Origin of the sequence: Phytopseudomonas seleniipraecipitans (assembly GCF_900102335.1) — a bacterium.
Classification (GTDB): domain Bacteria; phylum Pseudomonadota; class Gammaproteobacteria; order Pseudomonadales; family Pseudomonadaceae; genus Aquipseudomonas; species Aquipseudomonas seleniipraecipitans.
The window spans coordinates 115,008-134,897 of record NZ_FNBM01000008.1; the positions used below are offsets into that span (position 1 = coordinate 115,008).

A 19,890-nucleotide genomic window follows, 5' to 3' on the forward strand; every position below is an offset into this window, starting at 1 on the left:
TTCATTCGATCGGAAACAGCCATGGATAGCATCGACACTCTGATAATCGGCGCCGGCGCGCTGGGCCTTGCCTGCGCAGCGCGACTGGCAGAGCCCGGTCGCAGCACATTGATCGTCGAGCAGGAGGCGTTGCTGGGCAGCCACACCTCCAGCCGCAACTCGGAGGTCATCCACGCCGGCATCTATTACCCGCCGGGTTCGCTCAAGGCCGAACTGTGCCTGGAAGGCCGTGAGCGCCTTTATGCCTGGTGTGCGCAGTGGCAAGTACCGCATCGGCGCTTGGGCAAGTTGCTGGTGGCGGTGAGTGATGAGGAGCGCGGCAAGCTCGACGCGCTTGCCAATAACGCCCGAGCCAGTGGCGTGGATGAACTGCAGCCCATCACCGGCGCACAGCTCAGCGCGTTGGAGCCGGCAGTGCGCGGCAGCGCCGCCTTGCTCTCGCCGAATACCGGCATCATCGACAGCCATGCGTTTATGCAGTCATTGCTCGCCTATGCCGAACAACGGGGCGCCGAGCTGGTGCTGCAGACTCGCGTCGACCGCCTCCGCCATGATGGCGACGGCTGGATTGTCAGTGGCAGCAGCGCGGGCGAGCCGTTCAGCCTCAAGGCTCAGCGCGTGATCAATGCCGCCGGGCTGTTCGCTCAGCAACTGGCCACGCATACGGACGACCTGGCGCCACAACACATCCCGACGTTGCATATGTGTCAGGGCAACTATTTCAACTACAACGGCAAATCCCCGTTCAGTCATCTGGTCTACCCAATGCCGGAGGCCAACACCAGCGGCCTTGGCGTGCACGCCACCCTGGATCTGGGCGGCCAGCTGCGCTTCGGCCCCGACACCCGCTACCTCGACACAATCGACTACCGCGTCGATGAGTCTCTGCGCGATGCCTTCGCCAGCGCTATCCGTCGCTATTTTCCTGCGCTCGACAGCGCGCGACTGGTGCCCGGTTATGCCGGTATCCGCCCCAAGCTGAGCGGCCCCGGAGACGCCGCACAAGATTTCATGCTGCAAATGCCGGCTGAGCATGGTCTACCTGGACTGGTGAATCTGTTCGGCATCGAGTCGCCCGGCCTTACGGCCAGCCTGGCCATCGCCGAACGCATTGCCCACAGGCTTTAGCCCTGGGCATGCCGTCGGCGTTATACTCGCGGATTCAAATTTCTCGTCATCCCAAAGGACTTCTCCATGAAAGCGCTCGGCAAAATCCTGGGTCTGTTCTTCCTCGGACTGCTGCTGATCATCGTGGCGTTGGGCTTTGCCCTGACTCACTTGTTCGACCCTAACGATTACAAGGATGAAATTCGCCAACTGGCCCGCGACAAGGCCAACCTCGAATTGACGCTCAACGGCGATATTGGCTGGAGCCTATTCCCCTGGCTGGGCCTCGAGCTGACCGACGCCACGCTCGCCAGCGCCAGCACGCCGGACAAGCCGTTCGCCAATCTGCGCCTGCTCGGCCTGTCGGTGCGCGTGCTGCCGCTGCTGCGCAAGGAAGTGCAGATGAGCGATATCCGCGTCGACGGCCTCAACCTCGACCTGCAGCGTGACGAGAACGGTCACGGCAACTGGGAAGACGTCGGCCGCCCGGCCACCAAGCCAGGCGAAACGCCAGCTGAGCAGACCGCCGCCAATGATTCTCCGCAGGCAGAGTCGCAACCCGCTCAACAAAGCAGCGCGCAGCCGATCAGGCTCGACATCGACAGCCTGATCGTCAACGGCGCCCGCGTGGATTACCGCGATGCGCAGAAGGGTCAGCAATTCAGCGCCGAAAGCATCCAGCTCACTACCGGCGCGATCCGCGAGGGCGCTGGCGTACCGATCAAGCTCAGCGCCTTCTTCGGCAGCAACCAACCCGTCATGCGCGCCCGTACCGAATTGCAGGGTGAGCTGCGCTTCGACCGCGCGCTCAAGCGCTATCAACTGGAAGATGCACGCCTGTCTGGTGAAGCCTCCGGCGAGCCATTCAACGGCCAGACCCTTACCTACGCCGCCCAGGGCCAGCTACTGGTCGACCTGGCGGCCCAGGTTGCTGAATGGAACGGCCTCAAGCTTTCGGCCAACCAGCTGCGCGCATTGGGTGAATTGAAAATCCGTGACCTGCAAAGCGAGCCGAAGCTGTCCGGCGGGCTGTCCGTGGCGCCTGTCAATCTGCGCGAATTCCTCGCCAGTCTCGGTCAGAAGCTGCCGCCCATGACCGACGAAAAGACCTTGTCGCAGTTCGAACTGGTCACCCAGCTCGGCGGTACGGCAAACAGCCTGTCGCTGGACGACTTGACCATCAAGCTCGACGAAAGCACCTTCACCGGCAACATTGCTGTCGCCGATATCGCCAAGCAGGCACTGCGCGTGCAGCTCAAGGGCGATAAGCTGAACCTCGATCGCTACCTGCCGCCAGCGAACAAGAACAGCAAAGACAGCGACACCGCCCGCAAGGCCGAAGTGCGCGAAACGGTCGCCAATGCTGGCCAGGCTGGCAGTACGCCGGTGCCGAACGCGCCGACTCAAGAAGCCTGGAGTTCCAGTGAGGTGCTGCCGATACCGACGTTGCGCAAGCTCGATCTGCAAACCACCCTGAACCTCGGCCAGCTGACGTTCCAGAAGCAGTCGATCAGCACTTTCAACCTCAAGGCGCGAGCGCAAGGCGGCGCACTGAAGCTGGAGGAGCTGCGTGGCGGGCTGGGCAACGGCAACTTCTCCTTCAAGGCCGACGCCGACGTGCGCCCTGCTGTACCGGTACTCAGCCTGCACACGCAGTTGAGCAGCATACCGGTCGAGCCATTCCTCAAGGATGAACAGCGCCCTTCGCCCCTCAAAGGCCTGCTCGATTTGAAAAGCGACCTGACCACCAGCGGCAACAGCCAGAAAGCCTGGGTCGACGCGCTCAACGGCACCGCCAGCTTCCTGCTTAACGATGGCGTGCTGGTCGATGCCAACCTCGAGCAGCAGCTGTGCCGCGGCATTTCCACCCTCAACCGCAAGGCGCTGAGCAGCGATCCACGCAGCAAGGACACCCCGTTCGAGCGCTTGCAGGGCAGCCTCAACATCCGTAACGGCGTGGCCAGCAACCCTGATCTGCAAGCGCGCATTCCCGGCCTCAGCGTGGCCGGCAATGGCGACCTTGACCTGCGCGTGCTCGGCCTCGACTACCGCGTCGGCATTACCATCGAAGGTGATCAGCGCGAAATGCCCGACCCCGCTTGCGAGGTCAACCGTCGCTACGTCGGCATCGCCTGGCCGCTGCACTGCCGCGGCCCGCTCGAGCTTGGCGCCAAGGCCTGCCGCCTCGACCAGGAAGGCATGGGCAAGGTCGCCGCCAAACTGGCCGGTGAGCGCATCAACGAAAAACTCGAAGAGAAGCTCGGCGACAAGGTCAGCCCCGAACTGAAAGACGCACTCAAGGGCCTGTTCAACCGATGACACCGGAGCAATTCTCCAGCGCGGTACTGCGCTGGTACGACGTGCACGGCCGCAAGGACTTGCCCTGGCAGCAGAACATCACACCCTACCGCGTGTGGGTGTCGGAAATCATGCTGCAGCAGACCCAGGTCAGTACCGTGCTCGGCTACTTCGACCGCTTCATGAGTGCGCTGCCCACCGTGCGCGACTTGGCCGAAGCGCCCGAGGACGAAGTGCTGCACCTGTGGACGGGTCTGGGTTACTACACCCGCGCCCGCAATCTGCAGAAGACTGCCCAGATCATCATGCGCGACCATGGCGGTGAGTTCCCCCGCGACGTCGAGGCGCTCACCGAGCTACCCGGTATCGGCCGCTCCACCGCCGGCGCGATTGCCAGCCTGAGCATGGGCGTGCGTGCGCCGATTCTCGACGGCAACGTCAAGCGTGTACTGGCCCGCTATGTGGCGCAGGAAGGTTATCCGGGCGAGCCCAAGGTCGCCAGGCAACTGTGGGCGGTAGCCGAGCGCTTCCTGCCTGCAGAGCGTTTCAATCACTACACACAGGCGATGATGGACCTTGGCGCCACGCTGTGTACCCGCAGCAAGCCCACCTGCCTGCTCTGCCCGGTACAGAGCGGCTGTGAAGCGCACCTGCTGGGCCTGGAGATCCGTTACCCGATCGCCAAGCCGCGCAAGGAGCTGCCACAAAAGCGCACGCTGATGCCAATGCTTGCCAGTCGTGACGGCGCCATTCTGCTTTACCGACGACCGTCGACCGGTCTCTGGGGAGGCTTATGGAGTTTGCCCGAGCTGGAAGACCTCGATGCGCTGGCGGCCCTGGCCGAGCAGCACCAGCTGCAACTCGGCGAACACCGCCAGCTCGACGGCCTCACTCACACCTTCAGCCACTTCCAGCTGGCCATCGAACCCTGGCTGATCGAGGTCGATGGCGTCCCCGGTTACGTGGCCGAGGCCGACTGGCTCTGGTATAACCTCGCCACCCCGCCGCGCTTGGGGCTTGCCGCCCCGGTCAAGAAACTACTGAAGCGCGCGGCCGACGCACTGCACACAGGAGAAATGGCATGACCCGCACCGTGATGTGCCGCAAGCACAAACAACAACTGCCCGGCCTGGATCGCGCGCCCTACCCTGGCGCCAAGGGCGAAGACATCTACCAGAACGTCTCCAAGCAGGCCTGGGAAGAATGGCAGAAGCACCAGACCCTGCTGATCAACGAACGTCGCCTGAACATGATGAACGCCGAAGACCGCAAATTCCTGCAGGCCGAGATGGACAAGTTCCTGTCTGGCGAGGACTACGCTCAAGCAGAAGGCTACGTTCCTCCGAGCGAATGAGGCTTGAGGACGTAACCACCCGGAATATTTAAATATTTTCCAAAAAACGTTTGACACCTAAAAGCTAAAACCGTCTAATACGCCCCGTTGCCCAGGTAGCTCAGTCGGTAGAGCAGGGGATTGAAAATCCCCGTGTCGGCGGTTCGATTCCGTCCCTGGGCACCACCTTTCTTCTCAGGTGGTGCCAGCATCACATGAGAAACTAGAAAACCGGCCTTGAGCCGGTTTTTTATTGCCCGTGATTTACTCTTCGCTGCAGGGTAATAGCGCCACTGCGATACATCGCCCCTCCTGCGGCATTCGCTCAACGAGTTCGTAACGCTGTTAATCGGGCTATCGCCATGCGCTTTCGATTGTTGGGCTTGTTCCTGTTATTGCTGGCAGCGCCTCACATGAGTGCAGCAGCCAACTACCCCTGCTCCGGCAAAAAAGGTGGCGTGGCGCGCTGCGATGGCCCTCTGTTCGTGTGTAACGATGGCTCTATCAGCGGCAGCAAACGCACCTGTAGCGCCGGGCAGCAAGGTGGCGGCACAAGCGCACTCAGAGCGACCGGCAACACCGCGAGCGAATGCCCCTGCGGCGGCGGGACTTTATGCACGGGCCCTCGCGGTGGGCAATACTGCCTCACGGCCAGCGGCAGCAAGAGCTACCGGCGCAAGTAAGCGCTCAGCATCGACGGAGGTAGACCTTCAAGACGGATACACACCGCCCAGCGGATGCAGTGAACAGGCACTGACACAGCGCGTTCAACATCGCATAGCCCGCCTACTTGAGGCGGGCCATCGCAGCCGGAGCCAACCATGCATGTATCCATTGCAATGAACGCCGCCAACGATCCGCAATCTCCGCCGGCCGAGCCGCATGAAACACCGATCAACGATCCGGGCAACGAAGACCCGGGTTCCATCGTCGATGATCCGGATAGCCCGTTCAGCCCGCAACGCCCATTACAAGAGCCCGGCAAACCGAACCCCGAGAAACGCTGACTACCGAGTGGCACCCTGACCTTAGCCTGGGTTGAGCGCTGCGACACCCAGGAACGGATCAGCACTGGCTCAACGCGAGAGACAGAAGTCGCCTGGTGATGTGCGGGACGCCGAGGTGACGGGGAGCACCGGTATCGCTGCGCCCTCGCCTACCTTACGACTTGCAGCGCTGCAGCCTGAAGCAGGCGAACGCGCCGATCAATCGAGCAGGTGCTCGATCTGCGAACGCAGGGTTTCCAGCGTGAACGGCTTACTCAGCAGCGGCGCGGAGTCGAGCAATGCACTGCCGGTTTCGCGCACTTCCGCCGCGTGGCCGCTGATGAAGATTACCTTGAGGTCCGGGCGCAACAGTAGCGCGGGTTCGGCGATGCGCACGCCGGAGACACCACCCGGCAGGCGGAAGTCGGTGACCAGCAGATCCAGGTGCGGCTTGGCGGCGAGGATGGCGAAGGCGTCGGTGGCGCAATCGGCCTGCAGCACGCTATAACCTTCACCTTGCAGGTATTCAGCCAGCAGCATGAGCAAGAGCGGATCGTCTTCGACGATCAGTACGGTACGTGTAGGTGGGTTCATTGACCTGCTCCTGGCTCTTTTTTCTCCTTCGGTTCGACCTTGCCGGCGGAGCGAGTTCAACCTATATCTGCGCGCTTCTCGCGAGGCAACCACAGGCTGAACACCGATCCTTTGCCAAGACTGCTGTGCACTTCGATGCGCCCGCCATGCGCCTTGATGATCTGGTCGGAGATATACAGACCCAATCCCAGGCCAGCGGCCGACTCGCTACCCACCGCCCGCTCGAATTGCTGGAAGATGCGCTGCTGGTTTTCTTCGGAGATGCCGATGCCATGATCGCGCACTTCGATGCGCACGCCGTCTTGCACCGCTCTGGCGCGTACTTCGATGGGCCGACCTGCGCCATAGCGCAAGGCGTTGCTGAGCAGGTTGCTGATCACCTGCTCGACGCGGAACTGGTCCCAACTGCCGCGCAGTACGTCATCACTGTCGAGCTGCAAGTCACAGCCCGCCACGGCCATCTGCTGAGCGAAGTTCTCGGCCACGTTGCGCACGGTTTGCGCGAGGTCGAATTCGACCGGGCGGATCGACAGTTTGCCGGTACGGATGCGCGAGACGTCGAGCATGTCTTCGATAAGACGGATAAGACTGTGGATCTGTCGCTCGTCGCGGTCGAACATGGCCTTGAGCTTGTCTTCGCTGAACGCCGTTAAATTGCCCTTGGCCAAGTGCATCTTGCGCAGCTGCGTGTCGAGAATCAGTCCGTTGAGCGGCGTGCGCAGCTCATGGGAAACGATCGACATGAAATCATCGCGCATGCGCACCGCGTGCTGCAGCTCGGTCTGTGTGGAGCGCAGCTCGTTGAGCAGTGCTTCCTGCTCTTGTCGGGAACGCTCCAGGGCGTCCAGCTGCTGCGCCATGACCTTACGCTGGCGATACAGGTCGACGAACACCGCGACCTTGCTCTGCACCGCCTGGATATCCAGCGGCTTGTAGAGGAAGTCGACAGCGCCACTCTCATAGCCCTTGAACGCGTAGTTCATTTCGCGGCCAGCCGCGCTGACGAAGACGATGGGGATGTGCTTGGTCTTTTCCGTGCCGCGCATCAGCTCGGCGAGTTCGAAGCCGTTCATGCCGGGCATCTGCACATCGAGAATGGCCAGAGCGAACTCGTGTTCGAGCAGCAGCACCAGCGCGTCGTCGGCACATTGCGCCTTGAACACTTCACGATCATCACGGCGGATCAGCGCCTCGAGGGCCAGCAGGTTTTCCGGCAGGTCATCGACGATCAGTAGTTTGCATCTGGTGCTACTCAGCATGGGCGTGAGTCCAGTTGGGCTAGCAATGCGAGAATGCCCCGCAAAGAAAGAATGTAATCGGGACGATGCAGCGCCAGCGCCGCTTCGGGCATGGTCGGAACCTGCGCCTCTTGCGGATCCTGCACCACGGTCACACCACCCCGCTGCTTTATTATGTTCAGGCCTGCGGCGCCATCCTGGTTAGCGCCGGTCAGCAGTATGCCCATCAGCCTTGCGCCATAGACGTCAGCAGCCGATTCGAACAGGTAGTCGATCGACGGCCGTGAATAGTGCAAGGGCTCGTCACGGCTGTAGGAAAACCGCCGATCCGACTCGATACACAGGTGGTAGCCCGGTGCCGAGAAATACAACGTGCCTGGCTGCAGCTGCTCCTTGTCCTGCGCCTCCTTGACCCGCAATGCCAGGCGCCGTGCAAACAATGCGGGCAGCAGACTTTCGCGACTGTCCGGCAGATGCAAAACCACGACCAACGGCAGACGATAGTCTGCTGGCAGCCCATCGAACAGCGTCATTAGCGCTTCCACACCTCCGGCGGACGCGCCAATCACTACGGTTTCGAGTGATTGCAGTGGCGTGCTCATAGTTTGCGAAACACCCGCTCTTGCCGATTGAGCGCTTCGAAACGGCCCGCATAGGCAGAGAAATCCAGGCTTTCCTTGCTGCCCAGGCCAAGGAACGCACGATGACCAAGGGACTCGTGGAACAGCCCGAAGGCACGATCCTGGAGCGCCTTGTTGAAGTAGATCAAAACATTGCGACAGGAGATGAACTGGGTTTCCGAGAACACGCTGTCGGTGGCCAGGCTGTGATCCGCGAAGGTCACGTTGGCGCACAGGAAACGGTCAAACAGCGCACCATCATAGGCCGCCGTGTAGTAATCAGCGAGTGAGCCCTTGCCACCGGAACGCTGATAGTTCTCGCTGTACAGGCGCATGTTATCGATGGGAAAGATGCCCTTCTTGGCTTTTTCCAACGAGTGCGGATTAATGTCGGTGGCGTAGATGATCGAGCGCTCGAGCAAGCCTTCTTCGTGCAGCAGAATGGCCAGGGAATAAACCTCCTCGCCGGTGCTGCAGCCGGCCACCCACAGCTTGAGCGACGGGTAGGTGCGCAGGAACGGCACCACCTCCTGGCGCAAGGCCAGGAAGTAGGACGGGTCGCGGAACATTTCGCTGACCGGGATGGTGAGGAACTGTAGCAGCTGCATGAAGGCCGCCGGGTCGTGAATGATCCGCCCCTGCAATTCGGAAATGCTCGAGCAGTCGAACTGGCGCATGGCATGCACCATGCGGCGCTTCAACGAAGAGCCGGAGTAGTCGCGAAAATCGTAGCTGTAGCGCAAGTAGATCGCCTCGATCAGCAGGCGCAGCTCGATATCCTGCGTATGCTCGGACATATCAGATGCGCTCCAGCTTCGGCAGCCAGACGCGGATCAGCGAGAACAGGCGGTCCAGGTCGATGGGCTTGGCCAGGTAGTCGTTGGCACCGGCCTTCATGCACAAATCCTGATCGTCCTTCATTGCCTTGGCCGTCACCGCGATGATCGGCAGCTTGCGCCAGCGCGGGTTTTCGCGAATGCGCCGGGTGGCTTCGTAGCCATCCATCTCGGGCATCATCACGTCCATCAGCACCAGGTCGATGTCGCTCACGGCCTCCAGCTTGTTGATAGCCTCACGACCGTTACGCGCCACCTCGACCTGGGCGCCCTTGTGCTCCAGGGCGCTGGTCAGGGCGAAGATGTTACGCACGTCATCATCGACCAGCAGGATGCGCCGCCCTTCGAACACCTTGTCGCGACTGCGCGCGGTCTTGAGCATGCTCTGCCGCTCGCTGGACAGCTCCGACTCGACCATGTGCAGGAACAGCGTGACCTCGTCGAGCAGCCGCTCGGGCGAGCGAGCGCCCTTGATGATGATCGAACGCGAGTACTTGAGCAGCTCGGCTTCCTCGGCACGGGTGAGGTTGCGCCCGGTGTAGACGATGACCGGCGGGAAGGAGCGGATGTTCTCGCCGCCCATGCGCGCCAGCAGTTCATTGCCCTGCATGTCCGGCAGTTTCAGGTCGATGATCATGCAGTCGAAGATATGGTGGCGCAGTTGCTCCAGCGCCTGCTCGCCGAACTCGACAGCGACGATCTCGATGTCGTCATCGCCGATCAGGCGGGCAATGCTGTCGCGCTGCAGCTTGTCGTCCTCGACCACCAGCACGCGCTTCATTTTCTGCGTCAGGCGCGCTTCCAGCTTGCTGAACACGCCCTTGAGCTGGTCGCGGGTCGCAGGCTTCTGCGCATAGCCAATGGCGCCCATGTGCAGTGCGGCTTCGGCCATGTCTTCAACCGAGATCACGTGCACCGGAATGTGGCGAGTGCCTGGGTTTTCCTTGAGACGCTGCAACACCGACAGACCGGAAACATCCGGCAGACGCATGTCGAGCAGGATGGCGTCGGGGTGGTGCGTGGTCGCCAGATTCAGGCCATCTTCAGCACAGTGGGCAACCAGGCAGCGGTAGTCGAGCTCGTGGGCCAGATCATAGAGAATGTGAGCGAACTGCGGTTCGTCCTCGATCACCAGCACGCTGCGGCCACCGAGCACCGACATGCCGCGGTCATCCGGGAAGGTCGGAATCGGCTTCTCGACCGCCACATCCCTGACTGGCTCGGGCGCACGCGGGGCGATGCTGCGGGCCACTGGTGCCGGCTCAGCTGTGAACGGCTCTGCCTCGCCATCCTGCGGCGAGTAATTCTCCGGCAGCAGCAGCGTGAACACACTGCCCTCACCCGGCACGCTGGACACACTGATCGAGCCACCCAGCAGCACGGCCAAGTCGCGGGAAATCGACAGGCCCAGGCCTGTGCCGCCAAAGCGACGGTTGGTGGTGCCATCGGCCTGGCGGAAGGCTTCGAAGATGTACTCCTGCTGATCCTTGCGAATCCCGATACCGCTGTCGCGCACGGCAAACGCCACGCCGCTGTCGGTGCGGCTTACCGTCAGGCTCACAGCGCCCTTTTCGGTGAATTTGATGGCATTGGAAAGCAGATTCTTGAGGATCTGCTCGACCCGCAGGCGGTCGGTATACACCGAGCGTGGTACGTCGTCGGCGACCTGCACCTCGAAGCTCAGCTGCTTTTCGCCGGCCAACGGCTGGAAGGTGTTTTCCAGGCTCTGGGCAAGACGCACCACGTTGGCATTTTCCGGGCGCAGATCGAGCTTGCCGGCCTCGACCTTGGAAATGTCGAGGATGTCATTGATCAGGTTGAGCAGGTCGTTGCCGGCGGAATAGATCGAATCGGCGAACTTGACCTGCTCAACGTCCAGGTTGCCCTTGGGATTGTCGGACAGCAGCTTGGCCAGAATCAACGAGCTGTTCAGCGGCGTGCGCAGCTCGTGGGACATGTTGGCAAGAAACTCGGACTTGTAACGGCTGGCGCGCTGCAGTTCTTCGGCGCGCTCTTCGAGCTGTTGCTGAGCAACGCGCAGGGCGCTGTTGCGGTCATCCAGCGCATCACGCTGCGACGACAGCTGTTCGTTGGTCTGCTCCAGCTCGGCCTGCTGAGTTTCCAGATGCGCCTGGGATTCCTTGAGCGCTTGCGACTGTTCTTCCAGCTCTTCGTTGGCAGTCCTCAGCTCTTCCTGCTGCACCTGCAGCTCTTCGTTGAGTTGCTGGGTTTCGGCAAGAATTTCCTGCAGGCGATGACGGTAGCGGGCGGCTTCGACCGACGCGCCGACGCTGGAGGCGATCTGGCGCAGGAACTCGCCGTCACGCTCGGTCAGCGGGCGCAGGAAGCCCAGCTCGATCACACCATTGACGTCACCGTCGTTGTCGGTAGGCAGCAGCGCCACCGTGAGCGGCGCGCCGCTGCCCAGCCCGGAGCTGACCTTCAGGTAGTCCTCGGGCAACTGGTCCAGAGTCAGCAGGCGCCGGTTCTGAGCCACCTGGCCAACCAGGCCCTCGGCGCTGTAGAACGACTGATCGGCCTTCTCCAGTTCACGGGAGAATCCGTAAGACGCCACCCGGCGCAGGCCGCCATGTTCCTCACGCACATACAGGGCGCCCACGGCCGCGCCCAGGTGGCTGGCGAGGAACTCCAGCATATTGCGCCCCAGCACCGGCAGCGCCTGTTGGCCGATCAGCCGATCGGCCATCTCGGTCTGGCCATTACGCAGCCAGGCCTGAGCCTGCAGGCGCTCGTTGTGTTCATCCTGCTTGTTGAGGATGGCGCTGTACGTGTCAGTCAGGCTGAGCAGTTCGCGGCGACCGAACAGTGCCAGCGAGCCGCTGAAGAGCAACGTGAACAGCAGGAACAGGCCAATGGTGAGAGTGGCCGTGTTGGAGGCATCGTCGTTGCGCTCCTTGCGCAGGCGTTGTTCCTGCGTGATGAATTCCGCGTATTCGTAGCGAATGGCATCGGTCAGCTGCTTGCCGCGGCCATCGCGCACGGCATCCAGAAAATTGCCACCGTCGCGCTTGGCGATAATTGCTGCTTGCGCGAACTCGTTCCACTCCTCCTGAAGCGCACTAATGGTGCGCAGGCGGTCGATCTGCGCGGTGTTGTCGGCCACCAATTCGGAGAGGATTTCCATCTCCGCCTTGATCCGCGGCTTGGCTACTTCGAACGGCTGCAGGAAGCGCACATCGCCGGACAGCAGGTAACCCCGAAAGCCCGTCTCCTGATCAATCGACAGCTTCAGGCCTTCGTTGGCGTTGTTCAGTACACGATCCGTGTGCTGCACCCAGCCGAGCACATTCAGCAAGTAGCTGATCAGCACCACGAAAAACACCGCACTGACCACCCCCACGCCCAAGGGCAGGGCGACGTTACGCCTGAGAATGCGCTTGAAGCTGTTCTCATCGATGGAAGTGGTGTTGGTCATCGGAATTTCCTGGCCGCGATTAGATAATGCATGGATCTGCACGGTTATTCGGTAAACAGCCGATGTTAATGCGCTGGCTGAACTTAATCCAACAATCAACGCTCGGTGGCCCGCGCGCTTGGATCGCTCACGCATGCGCAGGTTCGACTTATTTTTGCCGAACCCAAGGCTTGGCAGCACAACCTGGCGGCAACCTGTAAAGAGGGTAATTTTTTCGCCCAGCGGCGCCTCCCCGGTGCAGATCAGCCCCTCGATTCGTGCCATGCTAATTGACCTGCCCTACCGGGCGGCGAAACGCGAGCGCCAATGGCTATTGCCTGCTGGCTCAATCGGCAGTTTCATCATCCTTCTACCGAGGTAACGCAGTGTCAGACCTAGCACCTAACGCATCGCCTACCGGCCAACGCATCCTCTTGGTGGAAGACTCCGAGGTGGTGCGCATGCTTACAGTCGAAGTGCTCGAAGAGCTCGACTACAGCGTGATCGAAGCCGCAGAGGCGCAAGAAGCGTTGCGGGTGCTGCGTAGTGACGAGCACATCGACCTGCTGATGACCGACATCGGCCTACCCGGCATGAACGGCCAGGAGCTCGCCGTCGCGGCGCGCCAACTGCGCCCGGACCTCAAGGTGTTGTACGCCAGCGGTTATGCAGAGAGCGTCGAAATCGACAAGAGTGAGCCGGCGACCCGTACCGACATTATCGGTAAACCTTTTTCCCTCGATGCCTTGCGCGACAAGGTTCAGGGCATGCTCGGCGACTAACAGCCAGTTCCAGTTCGGCCGAAAAGCCCATTGGCACTGGAATTGCGAGACGGATGTGAGTAGGGTGCGCGTCTTTTTGAAACCGTAGTCTGCAGCGCCTCCTCTATTGCGGCGGGGCGACACTGCACTGCGCTGATGCGACACCCCCGTGACAGTAGCGGCAGCGGGCCAGCAGCACCCTTGGCGCTCCCTGGTGCCTATGCTAGGTTTGCAGCCCACAGCCCTGCCCCACACGGATCTTATCCGCACAAGAATTAAGAGGACTGCTCGATGGCTGAGGCCACGCCTGCGCTGGAAATCCGCAATCTGCACAAACGCTATGGCAACCTCGATGTGCTCAAGGGCATTTCCCTGACGGCCCGCGACGGCGACGTGATTTCCATTCTGGGCTCTTCCGGCTCGGGCAAATCGACTTTTCTGCGCTGCATCAACCTGCTGGAAAATCCCCATCAGGGCCAGATCATCGTGGCCGGCGAAGAACTCAAGCTGAAGAGCCAGAAGAATGGCGAACTGATCGCTGCCGATAGCCGGCAGATCAATCGCCTGCGCAGCGAAATCGGCTTCGTGTTCCAGAATTTCAACCTGTGGCCGCACATGACCGTGCTGGACAACATCACCGAAGCGCCGCGACGCGTGCTCGGCAAGAGCAAGGCCGAAGCCAACGAAATCGCTGAAGCCTTGCTGGCCAAGGTCGGCATCGCCGATAAACGCCATGCCTATCCGAATCAGCTCTCTGGTGGTCAGCAACAGCGTGCAGCCATCGCTCGCACCCTGGCCATGCAACCGAAAGTGATCCTGTTCGACGAGCCGACTTCGGCGCTCGACCCGGAAATGGTACAAGAAGTGCTTACTGTGATCCGCGCGCTCGCCGAGGAAGGTCGCACCATGTTGTTGGTGACCCACGAGATGAGCTTCGCCCGACAGGTTTCCAGTGAAGTGGTTTTCCTGCATCAGGGTGTGGTGGAGGAACAGGGCTCGCCGGAGCAGGTGTTCGACAACCCCAACTCGGCGCGCTGCAAACAATTCATGTCCAGCAATCGTTAAAACACGGAGCAATCACGCATGCATAGCTATAAAAAGATTCTGCTGGCAGCTGCCGCCACTCTGGCTTTCGGCACCACTGCCGTCGCTGCTGACAAACTGAAGATTGGCACCGAAGGCGCCTACCCGCCCTTCAACCTCATCGACGCCAGCGGCCAGGTCGGCGGCTTCGACGTGGAAATCGCCCAGGCCCTGTGCGCCAAGATGAAGGCCGAGTGCGAAGTGGTCACCTCTGACTGGGACGGCATCATCCCGGCCCTGAACGCCAAGAAGTTCGACTTCCTGGTCGCCTCCATGTCGATCACCGAAGAGCGCCAGCAGGCGGTCGATTTCACCGACCCGTACTACACCAACAAACTGCAGTTCATTGCCCCGAAAAGCAGCGACTTCAAGAGCGATAAAACCAGCTTGAAAGGCAAGGTGATCGGTGCGCAGCGCGCGACCATCGCTGGTACCTGGCTGGAAGACAACATGGACGGCGTGGTCGACATCAAGCTCTACGACACCCAGGAAAACGCCTACCTCGATCTGGCCTCGGGCCGCGTCGATGGCGTGCTGGCTGATACCTTCGTCAACTGGGAATGGCTGAAGAGCGACGCCGGCAAAGACTTCGAATTCAAGGGCGACCCGGTATTCGACAACGACAAGATCGGCATCGCCGTGCGCAAGGGTGATGCCCTGCGCGAGCGCCTGAACAAAGCGCTGGCAGAAGTGGTTGCCGACGGCACCTACAAGAAGATCAACGACAAGTACTTCCCCTTCAGCATCTACTAAGCAGCCTGCCCGCGCCGCCACTGGCGGCGCGGGCGCTTGAGTTTCCATGAATTTCGACCTTTCCGGATTCGGCCCGGCCCTGGCCGCCGGCACCCTGATGACCGTCCAGCTTGCGCTCAGCGCACTGTGCCTCGGTCTGGTGCTCGGCCTGCTCGGCGCCTTCGCCAAGACTTCTCCGTACAAGCCGCTGCAGTGGCTTGGCGGTACCTACTCGACCATCGTCCGCGGCGTTCCCGAGCTGCTGTGGGTGATGCTCATCTATTTCAGCACCGTGAACGTGCTGCGCGAACTGGGCGAAAGCCTGGGCGTCGGCAGCCTGGAGCTGAGCCCGTTCGCAGCAGGCGTGATCGCCCTTGGCCTGTGCTTCGGCGCGTACGCCACCGAGGTGTTCCGCGGCGCCATCCTGGCAATCCCCAAGGGCCACCGTGAAGCCGGCCAGGCACTGGGCATGTCCAAGCCACGTATTCTCTGGCGAATAGTCATGCCACAGATGTGGCGCATCGCGATGCCAGGCTTGGGCAACCTGTTCATGATCCTGATGAAGGACACCGCGCTGGTTTCAGTGATCGGCCTGACCGAGATCATGCGTCAGTCGCAGATCGCCGTCACCGCGACCAAACAAGCCATGACCTTCTACCTGGTCGCCGCCATCATCTACCTGAGCCTGACCGTTATCTCCATGATCGGCCTGCACTTCCTCGAGAAGAGAGCCTCGCGCGGCTTCGTAAGGAGCACTCAATGAATTGGGAGCTGATCATCAAGCACCTGCCGAAAATGGCTGAAGGTGCGCTGCTGACCCTTGAACTGCTCGCCGTCGCGGTGGTTGCCGGCCTGATTCTCGCGCTGCCGATGGGTATCGCCCGCGCCTCGCGCCTTTGGTACGTGCGCGCCCTGCCCTATGGCTACATATTCTTCTTCCGCGGCACGCCGATGCTGGTGCAGCTGTTCCTGGTCTACTACGGCCTGGCGCAGTTCGATGCGGTGCGCCAGGGTCCGCTGTGGCCCTACCTGCGTGACCCGTACTGGTGCGCGGTGATCACCATGACGTTGCACACCACCGCTTATATCGCCGAGATCCTGCGCGGCGCGATCCAGGCCGTGCCACCGGGCGAGATCGAAGCGGCCAGGGCGTTGGGCATGTCGCGGGCGCAGTCGATGCTGCACATCATCCTGCCGCGCGCCTCGCGTATCGGCCTGCCGGCGTACAGCAACGAAGTGATCCTGATGCTCAAAGCCAGTGCGCTGGCCAGCACCGTCACCCTGCTGGACCTCACCGGCATGGCCCGCACGCTGAACGCGCGTACCTACGTGAACATGGAATTCTTCTTCACCGCCGCCGTGTTCTACCTGGTGATCACCTTCGTGCTGATCAACGCCTTCAAACTGCTGGAACGCTGGCTGCGCGTCGACGCCTGCCAGGGTCGCTGACGTGACGGGGTCAACGCCCCGTTGCCTTTCGCCATGACCTCAGCCCAACCTCTCCAGCCGCTCAGCGGCGATGCCCTGCTCCAGCGCTTCCAGGCGCTGGACGCGTTTCTCTGCGCCCATCAGGCGCTGTGGAAACCGCGGCCTTTTACCCATCGGCAATTGCCTTGGGAAAGCCAGCATCCCGAGCTTGCCCAATGGCTGCGCAACCGCACCCTGGAACAAGCCGAGGCCAGTCACAACCAGCCGACGTTACTCGAGGACGCGCCCGCGCCCTATCCCGAGCTGGCCGCCAGGGCTGAGTCACTGGGCGAGATCGGTGAGCTGCCTCGCAGCGAACCGAAGCACTTGCCATTACGTTTCACGGTGGATGTGCCAGGCCGCAAGTGGCAGCAGATAAACGCCTTCAGCGACAGCCTGACGTTCAATCGCCCCCCTCAGCACTGGCTTGATTGGTGCGCGGGCAAGGGCCATCTCGGCCGCGTACTCGCCCATCCCGAGCAAGCGCTGACCTGCCTGGAGTACGACCCGGCCTTGGTCGCCAGTGGCAACCAGTTGAGCCAGCGCCTAGGCATCAGCGCGCGGCATATCGAGCAGGATGTGCTTGCCGAAAGCGCAGACAAACAGGTGCTTGCCACGCACAGCCCAGTCGCCCTGCACGCCTGCGGCGACTTGCACGTGCGCCTGATGCACCTGGCCAGCGCAGCGGGCTGCCGACAACTGGCGATCGCGCCCTGCTGTTACAACCGCACCGCCGCCAGCCATTATCGAGGGTTATCCACAGCAGGCCAGGACTCGTCCCTCAACCTGTCGCTGGACGATCTGAGCCTGCCCATGAGTGAGACGGTGACGGCTGGCAATCGCGTGCGCCAGCAACGCGACCAGTCGATGGCCTGGCGCCTCGCCTTCGACCTGCTACAGCGCGAGTTGCGAGGCACGGACAGCTACCTGCCGACGCCGTCACTACCGACAGCCTGGCTTAAGAAACCTTTCGCCGAATACTGTCGCGAGCTCGCTGAGCTGAAACAACTAGCGGCGCCTGGCGAGCGTGACTGGCCGAGCCTTGAGGCGGCCGGTTGGCGGCGCCTGGCTGAGGTGCGCAATCTGGAACTGCCCCGCGGCCTGTTTCGCCGCCCTCTGGAGCTTTGGCTGGTACTCGACCGGGCGCTCTATCTCGAGGAGCGAGGGTTCGCGGTACGCCTCGGCCAGTTCTGCCCGGCACAGCTCACGCCCCGCAACCTGCTGCTGCTCGCCGAGCGCGCCTGAGTTGCGCACACAATCTGTGGATAACTCTGTTCACACATGCTGAGCAACAACAGCCAGGCCAAAGACGCCAAGCCCCCAACGCAAGTGATCATTTTTTGATCAAAAATAAACGCCATATAAAACAGCCAGTTGCACAGCAGCGCTGTCAGCGCTGGGAAAAACGCTAAAACTGCCGAGGCGCCCCAGCCTTTGTGCATAAGCCGCGCTAGAGCCGCTTAGAGCGCCTGTAACTTTTTTGTCTCACACGCTTTACTCATGCAAATGAATGGATATAATGCGCCCCACAAATGCCGGTATAGCTCAGTTGGTAGAGCAACTGACTTGTAATCAGTAGGTCCCGAGTTCGACTCTTGGTGCCGGCACCATACGAAAAAACGAAAAGGCTCACCGCAAGGTGGGCCCTTTTTCGTTGATGCTCAGTATCCACTAGGATTGGGGCAGGCCAGCCTCACCTTTCCGAGCTGGTATCTGTACTAAAACGGTCTGCTGGAACCAAAGCCTGGCATTTGGGTGCCTGGTTACTACTACTCAGGCATTCCCGCAAACGAATGCAGCGTGGGCATTGAGGCGCATCAATACCGCCGTGCCGCCATGCTGACAGGAAATGTCATCCAAGCATCTTTACCCCTGCGGCCATCAAGACTAGCGCCAAGCCAATCTGGATCCAGCGGCCCGAAATTTTTCCAACCAACAAGCTCCCGAGCAGTACCGTTGGGATCGAGCCCAGCAAAAGGCTGGCCAGCATCCACCAATCCACCATCCCCGCAAATAGATAACCCAGCCCGGCAACAACTGCGAGCGGGATGGCATGCACGATATCGGTAGCCACTAAGCGGTGAGGGGTCATGCGCAGAGGGTAGAGGAATAGCAGTATCACACTACCGAGTGCTCCAGCCCCAACAGAGGTCAGCGCAACACATAACCCCAGGATCGCACCTGAAATCACAGTTAAAACAGGCTGCATAGCTTTGAAGCGCTCTGCCTGGCTAATCCGCTGGTTTCTGGCATGCGCCATCAACTTTGGCGCCGCTAGAAGACCCACCGCGGTGATCAACACCACCACGCCGATTGCCCTGGTTAGCCAGTCAACCTTGGCTACCTGTGCGCCCAAACTGACAACTAACACAATCAGCAACGCCAAAGGGAGGCTGCCTAACCAGAGACGTCTGGCTACCTGCCAGTCGACTTGACGGTTAGCGTGATGCACCCTTGCGCCTACAAGCTTGGTAATGGCGGCAAACCACAAATCGGTTGCAATTGCAGTGACCGGTGAGACCCCGAATACTAGCAGCAGGATCGGCGTCATCAAGGCACCGCCGCCAACGCCTGTTAAACCAACCACGAACCCAGTCAAAGCTCCTGCCAGCGAATATCCCCAGTCGATCATGAGGGAATAAGTGCGGCGCTACGCGCAGCTATAAAACATGAATTCAGCACCTCAGGCTTGCCGTAACGCAGCGGATTACCTTCTTGATCCAGCACGACACCACCAGCCCCCTCCAGTACAGCCTGCGCGGCTGCAGTGTCCCATTCACAAGTAGGGGCCAAGCGCGGATAGATGTCAGCCATACCCTCTGCCACTCGGCAAAACTTCAGCGAACTGCCAGCCTGTACTAGGCTGACTGAGCCTAGCCGGTGAATGAAAGCGCGTGTTTCGACGTTAAGATGGCTCTTGCTGGCTACGACGCGGCAAATGCCGTTCGGGTCCTCCGAGCTCACGCGAATCGCCTCTGTCCCGGTGGCTGTCACTTTGAATGCCCCCAGGCCAGCGCCGCCCCAATACATGCAATCGATAGCCGGCGCGTAGACCACCCCCAAGACAGCGCGCCCCTGCTCGATAAGGGCGATGTTGACGGTGAACTCTCCATTGCGCGCAATGAATTCCTTGGTGCCATCAAGCGGATCAATCAGCCAAAAACTACCTGCGTTATGGCGATGAGCCAATGAACTTTCGTCTTCTTCCGACACGACTGGATAGGTAGGAGACAGCGAGCTGAGAGCTTTGGCCAATACAACATGAGCAGCGAGATCAGCCTCAGTAACTGGGCTGTTGTCCGCTTTCTGGTAGACATCGCTCGGGCCGCCGTTGTAGACCGCCATGATGGCATCGCCCGCGTGACGAGCGATTGGCAATAGCTGTGTAAACGGATCCTTCAACCTACTTTGTCGCATAAC

The 19,890-nt window shown here is 61.0% G+C and carries 19 protein-coding genes and 2 tRNA genes; 14 read left to right on the forward strand and 7 right to left on the reverse strand.

From position 1 onward, the window contains the following. Nucleotides 1–21 precede the first annotated feature (21 nt). The 7 genes from BLS60_RS16605 (at nt 22) to BLS60_RS16635 (ending at nt 5,745) form a co-directional block, all read left to right on the forward strand. A complete protein-coding gene (locus tag BLS60_RS16605) occupies nt 22–1,128 on the forward strand; it encodes an NAD(P)/FAD-dependent oxidoreductase (RefSeq protein WP_092370199.1) in 1,107 nt (368 codons plus the stop codon). A 66-nt stretch (nt 1,129–1,194) separates the two neighbouring features. Continuing rightward, nucleotides 1,195–3,426, forward strand: a complete 2,232-nt coding sequence (locus BLS60_RS16610; protein ID WP_092370201.1) for an AsmA family protein — start codon at nt 1,195–1,197, stop codon at nt 3,424–3,426. After that, a complete protein-coding gene (gene mutY, locus BLS60_RS16615) occupies nt 3,423–4,490 on the forward strand; it encodes an A/G-specific adenine glycosylase (protein WP_092370204.1) in 1,068 nt (355 codons plus the stop codon). Before BLS60_RS16610 ends, mutY begins: the two co-directional genes overlap by 4 nt. Continuing rightward, entirely contained in the window at nt 4,487–4,759 is a 273-nt protein-coding gene (locus tag BLS60_RS16620; RefSeq protein WP_070880539.1) for an oxidative damage protection protein, read from the forward strand. The genes mutY and BLS60_RS16620 overlap by 4 nt, the downstream gene beginning before the upstream one ends. Nucleotides 4,760–4,848: 89 nt before the next feature. Continuing rightward, nucleotides 4,849–4,924, forward strand: a tRNA-Phe gene (locus tag BLS60_RS16625). A gap of 176 nt (nt 4,925–5,100) precedes the next feature. Continuing rightward, nucleotides 5,101–5,421: a YdcA family protein gene (locus tag BLS60_RS21670; RefSeq protein WP_092370207.1), complete on the forward strand. Its 321-nt coding sequence runs from the start codon at nt 5,101–5,103 to the stop codon at nt 5,419–5,421. A 138-nt stretch (nt 5,422–5,559) separates the two neighbouring features. Beyond that, the gene (locus BLS60_RS16635) at nt 5,560–5,745 is read left to right on the forward strand and encodes a hypothetical protein (protein WP_092370210.1); all 186 of its coding nucleotides are present in this window, start codon (nt 5,560–5,562) and stop codon (nt 5,743–5,745) included. Nucleotides 5,746–5,943: 198 nt separating this feature from the next. On the opposite strand, the gene BLS60_RS16640 is transcribed toward BLS60_RS16635, so the two are convergent. The 5 genes from BLS60_RS16640 to BLS60_RS16660 are packed head-to-tail and all read right to left on the reverse strand — an operon-like array spanning nt 5,944 to nt 12,448. After that, nucleotides 5,944–6,318, reverse strand: a complete 375-nt coding sequence (locus tag BLS60_RS16640) for a response regulator (RefSeq protein ID WP_070880531.1) — start codon at nt 6,316–6,318, stop codon at nt 5,944–5,946. A 56-nt stretch (nt 6,319–6,374) separates the two neighbouring features. After that, nucleotides 6,375–7,577, reverse strand: a complete 1,203-nt coding sequence (locus BLS60_RS16645; RefSeq protein WP_092370213.1) for a hybrid sensor histidine kinase/response regulator — start codon at nt 7,575–7,577, stop codon at nt 6,375–6,377. Next, the gene (locus BLS60_RS16650; protein WP_070880529.1) at nt 7,571–8,158 is read right to left on the reverse strand and encodes a chemotaxis protein CheB; all 588 of its coding nucleotides are present in this window, start codon (nt 8,156–8,158) and stop codon (nt 7,571–7,573) included. Before BLS60_RS16650 ends, BLS60_RS16645 begins: the two co-directional genes overlap by 7 nt. Beyond that, nucleotides 8,155–8,973 (reverse strand): CheR family methyltransferase, encoded by an 819-nt coding sequence (locus BLS60_RS16655; protein WP_070880528.1) that lies wholly within the window; start codon nt 8,971–8,973, stop codon nt 8,155–8,157. Before BLS60_RS16655 ends, BLS60_RS16650 begins: the two co-directional genes overlap by 4 nt. A gap of 1 nt (nt 8,974) precedes the next feature. Next, nucleotides 8,975–12,448 carry a response regulator gene (locus BLS60_RS16660; RefSeq protein ID WP_092370216.1) on the reverse strand — a complete coding sequence of 1,158 codons (3,474 nt, stop codon included), beginning with the start codon at nt 12,446–12,448 and terminating at the stop codon, nt 8,975–8,977. 365 nt (nt 12,449–12,813) lie between these two features. On the opposite strand from BLS60_RS16660, the gene BLS60_RS16665 reads away from it, so the two are divergent. From BLS60_RS16665 to BLS60_RS16695, 7 genes are all read left to right on the forward strand, one after another. Then, nucleotides 12,814–13,209, forward strand: a complete 396-nt coding sequence (locus BLS60_RS16665; RefSeq protein ID WP_092370219.1) for a response regulator — start codon at nt 12,814–12,816, stop codon at nt 13,207–13,209. Between the two features lie 270 nt (nt 13,210–13,479). Continuing rightward, nucleotides 13,480–14,253, forward strand: coding sequence for an ABC transporter ATP-binding protein (locus BLS60_RS16670; RefSeq protein WP_070880524.1), 774 nt, complete (start codon nt 13,480–13,482; stop codon nt 14,251–14,253). An 18-nt stretch (nt 14,254–14,271) separates the two neighbouring features. Then, complete coding sequence (locus BLS60_RS16675) at nt 14,272–15,024, forward strand: ABC transporter substrate-binding protein (RefSeq protein ID WP_070880523.1); 753 nt, start codon at nt 14,272–14,274, stop codon at nt 15,022–15,024. A 46-nt stretch (nt 15,025–15,070) separates the two neighbouring features. Then, nucleotides 15,071–15,766 carry an ABC transporter permease gene (locus BLS60_RS16680; RefSeq protein ID WP_070880522.1) on the forward strand — a complete coding sequence of 232 codons (696 nt, stop codon included), beginning with the start codon at nt 15,071–15,073 and terminating at the stop codon, nt 15,764–15,766. Then, the gene (locus BLS60_RS16685) at nt 15,763–16,452 is read left to right on the forward strand and encodes an ABC transporter permease (protein ID WP_070880521.1); all 690 of its coding nucleotides are present in this window, start codon (nt 15,763–15,765) and stop codon (nt 16,450–16,452) included. Before BLS60_RS16680 ends, BLS60_RS16685 begins: the two co-directional genes overlap by 4 nt. A gap of 33 nt (nt 16,453–16,485) precedes the next feature. Beyond that, complete coding sequence (locus BLS60_RS16690; protein ID WP_092370222.1) at nt 16,486–17,715, forward strand: methyltransferase; 1,230 nt, start codon at nt 16,486–16,488, stop codon at nt 17,713–17,715. 289 nt (nt 17,716–18,004) lie between these two features. Then, nucleotides 18,005–18,080 (forward strand) — tRNA-Thr (locus BLS60_RS16695). 242 nt (nt 18,081–18,322) lie between these two features. Here BLS60_RS16695 and BLS60_RS16700 read toward each other — a convergent pair. Both BLS60_RS16700 and cysQ read right to left on the reverse strand, forming a co-directional pair. Beyond that, the gene (locus tag BLS60_RS16700) at nt 18,323–19,102 is read right to left on the reverse strand and encodes a sulfite exporter TauE/SafE family protein (protein WP_092370225.1); all 780 of its coding nucleotides are present in this window, start codon (nt 19,100–19,102) and stop codon (nt 18,323–18,325) included. After that, nucleotides 19,099–19,887, reverse strand: coding sequence for a 3'(2'),5'-bisphosphate nucleotidase CysQ (gene cysQ, locus BLS60_RS16705; RefSeq protein WP_092370228.1), 789 nt, complete (start codon nt 19,885–19,887; stop codon nt 19,099–19,101). The genes BLS60_RS16700 and cysQ overlap by 4 nt, the downstream gene beginning before the upstream one ends. Nucleotides 19,888–19,890 lie beyond the last annotated feature (3 nt).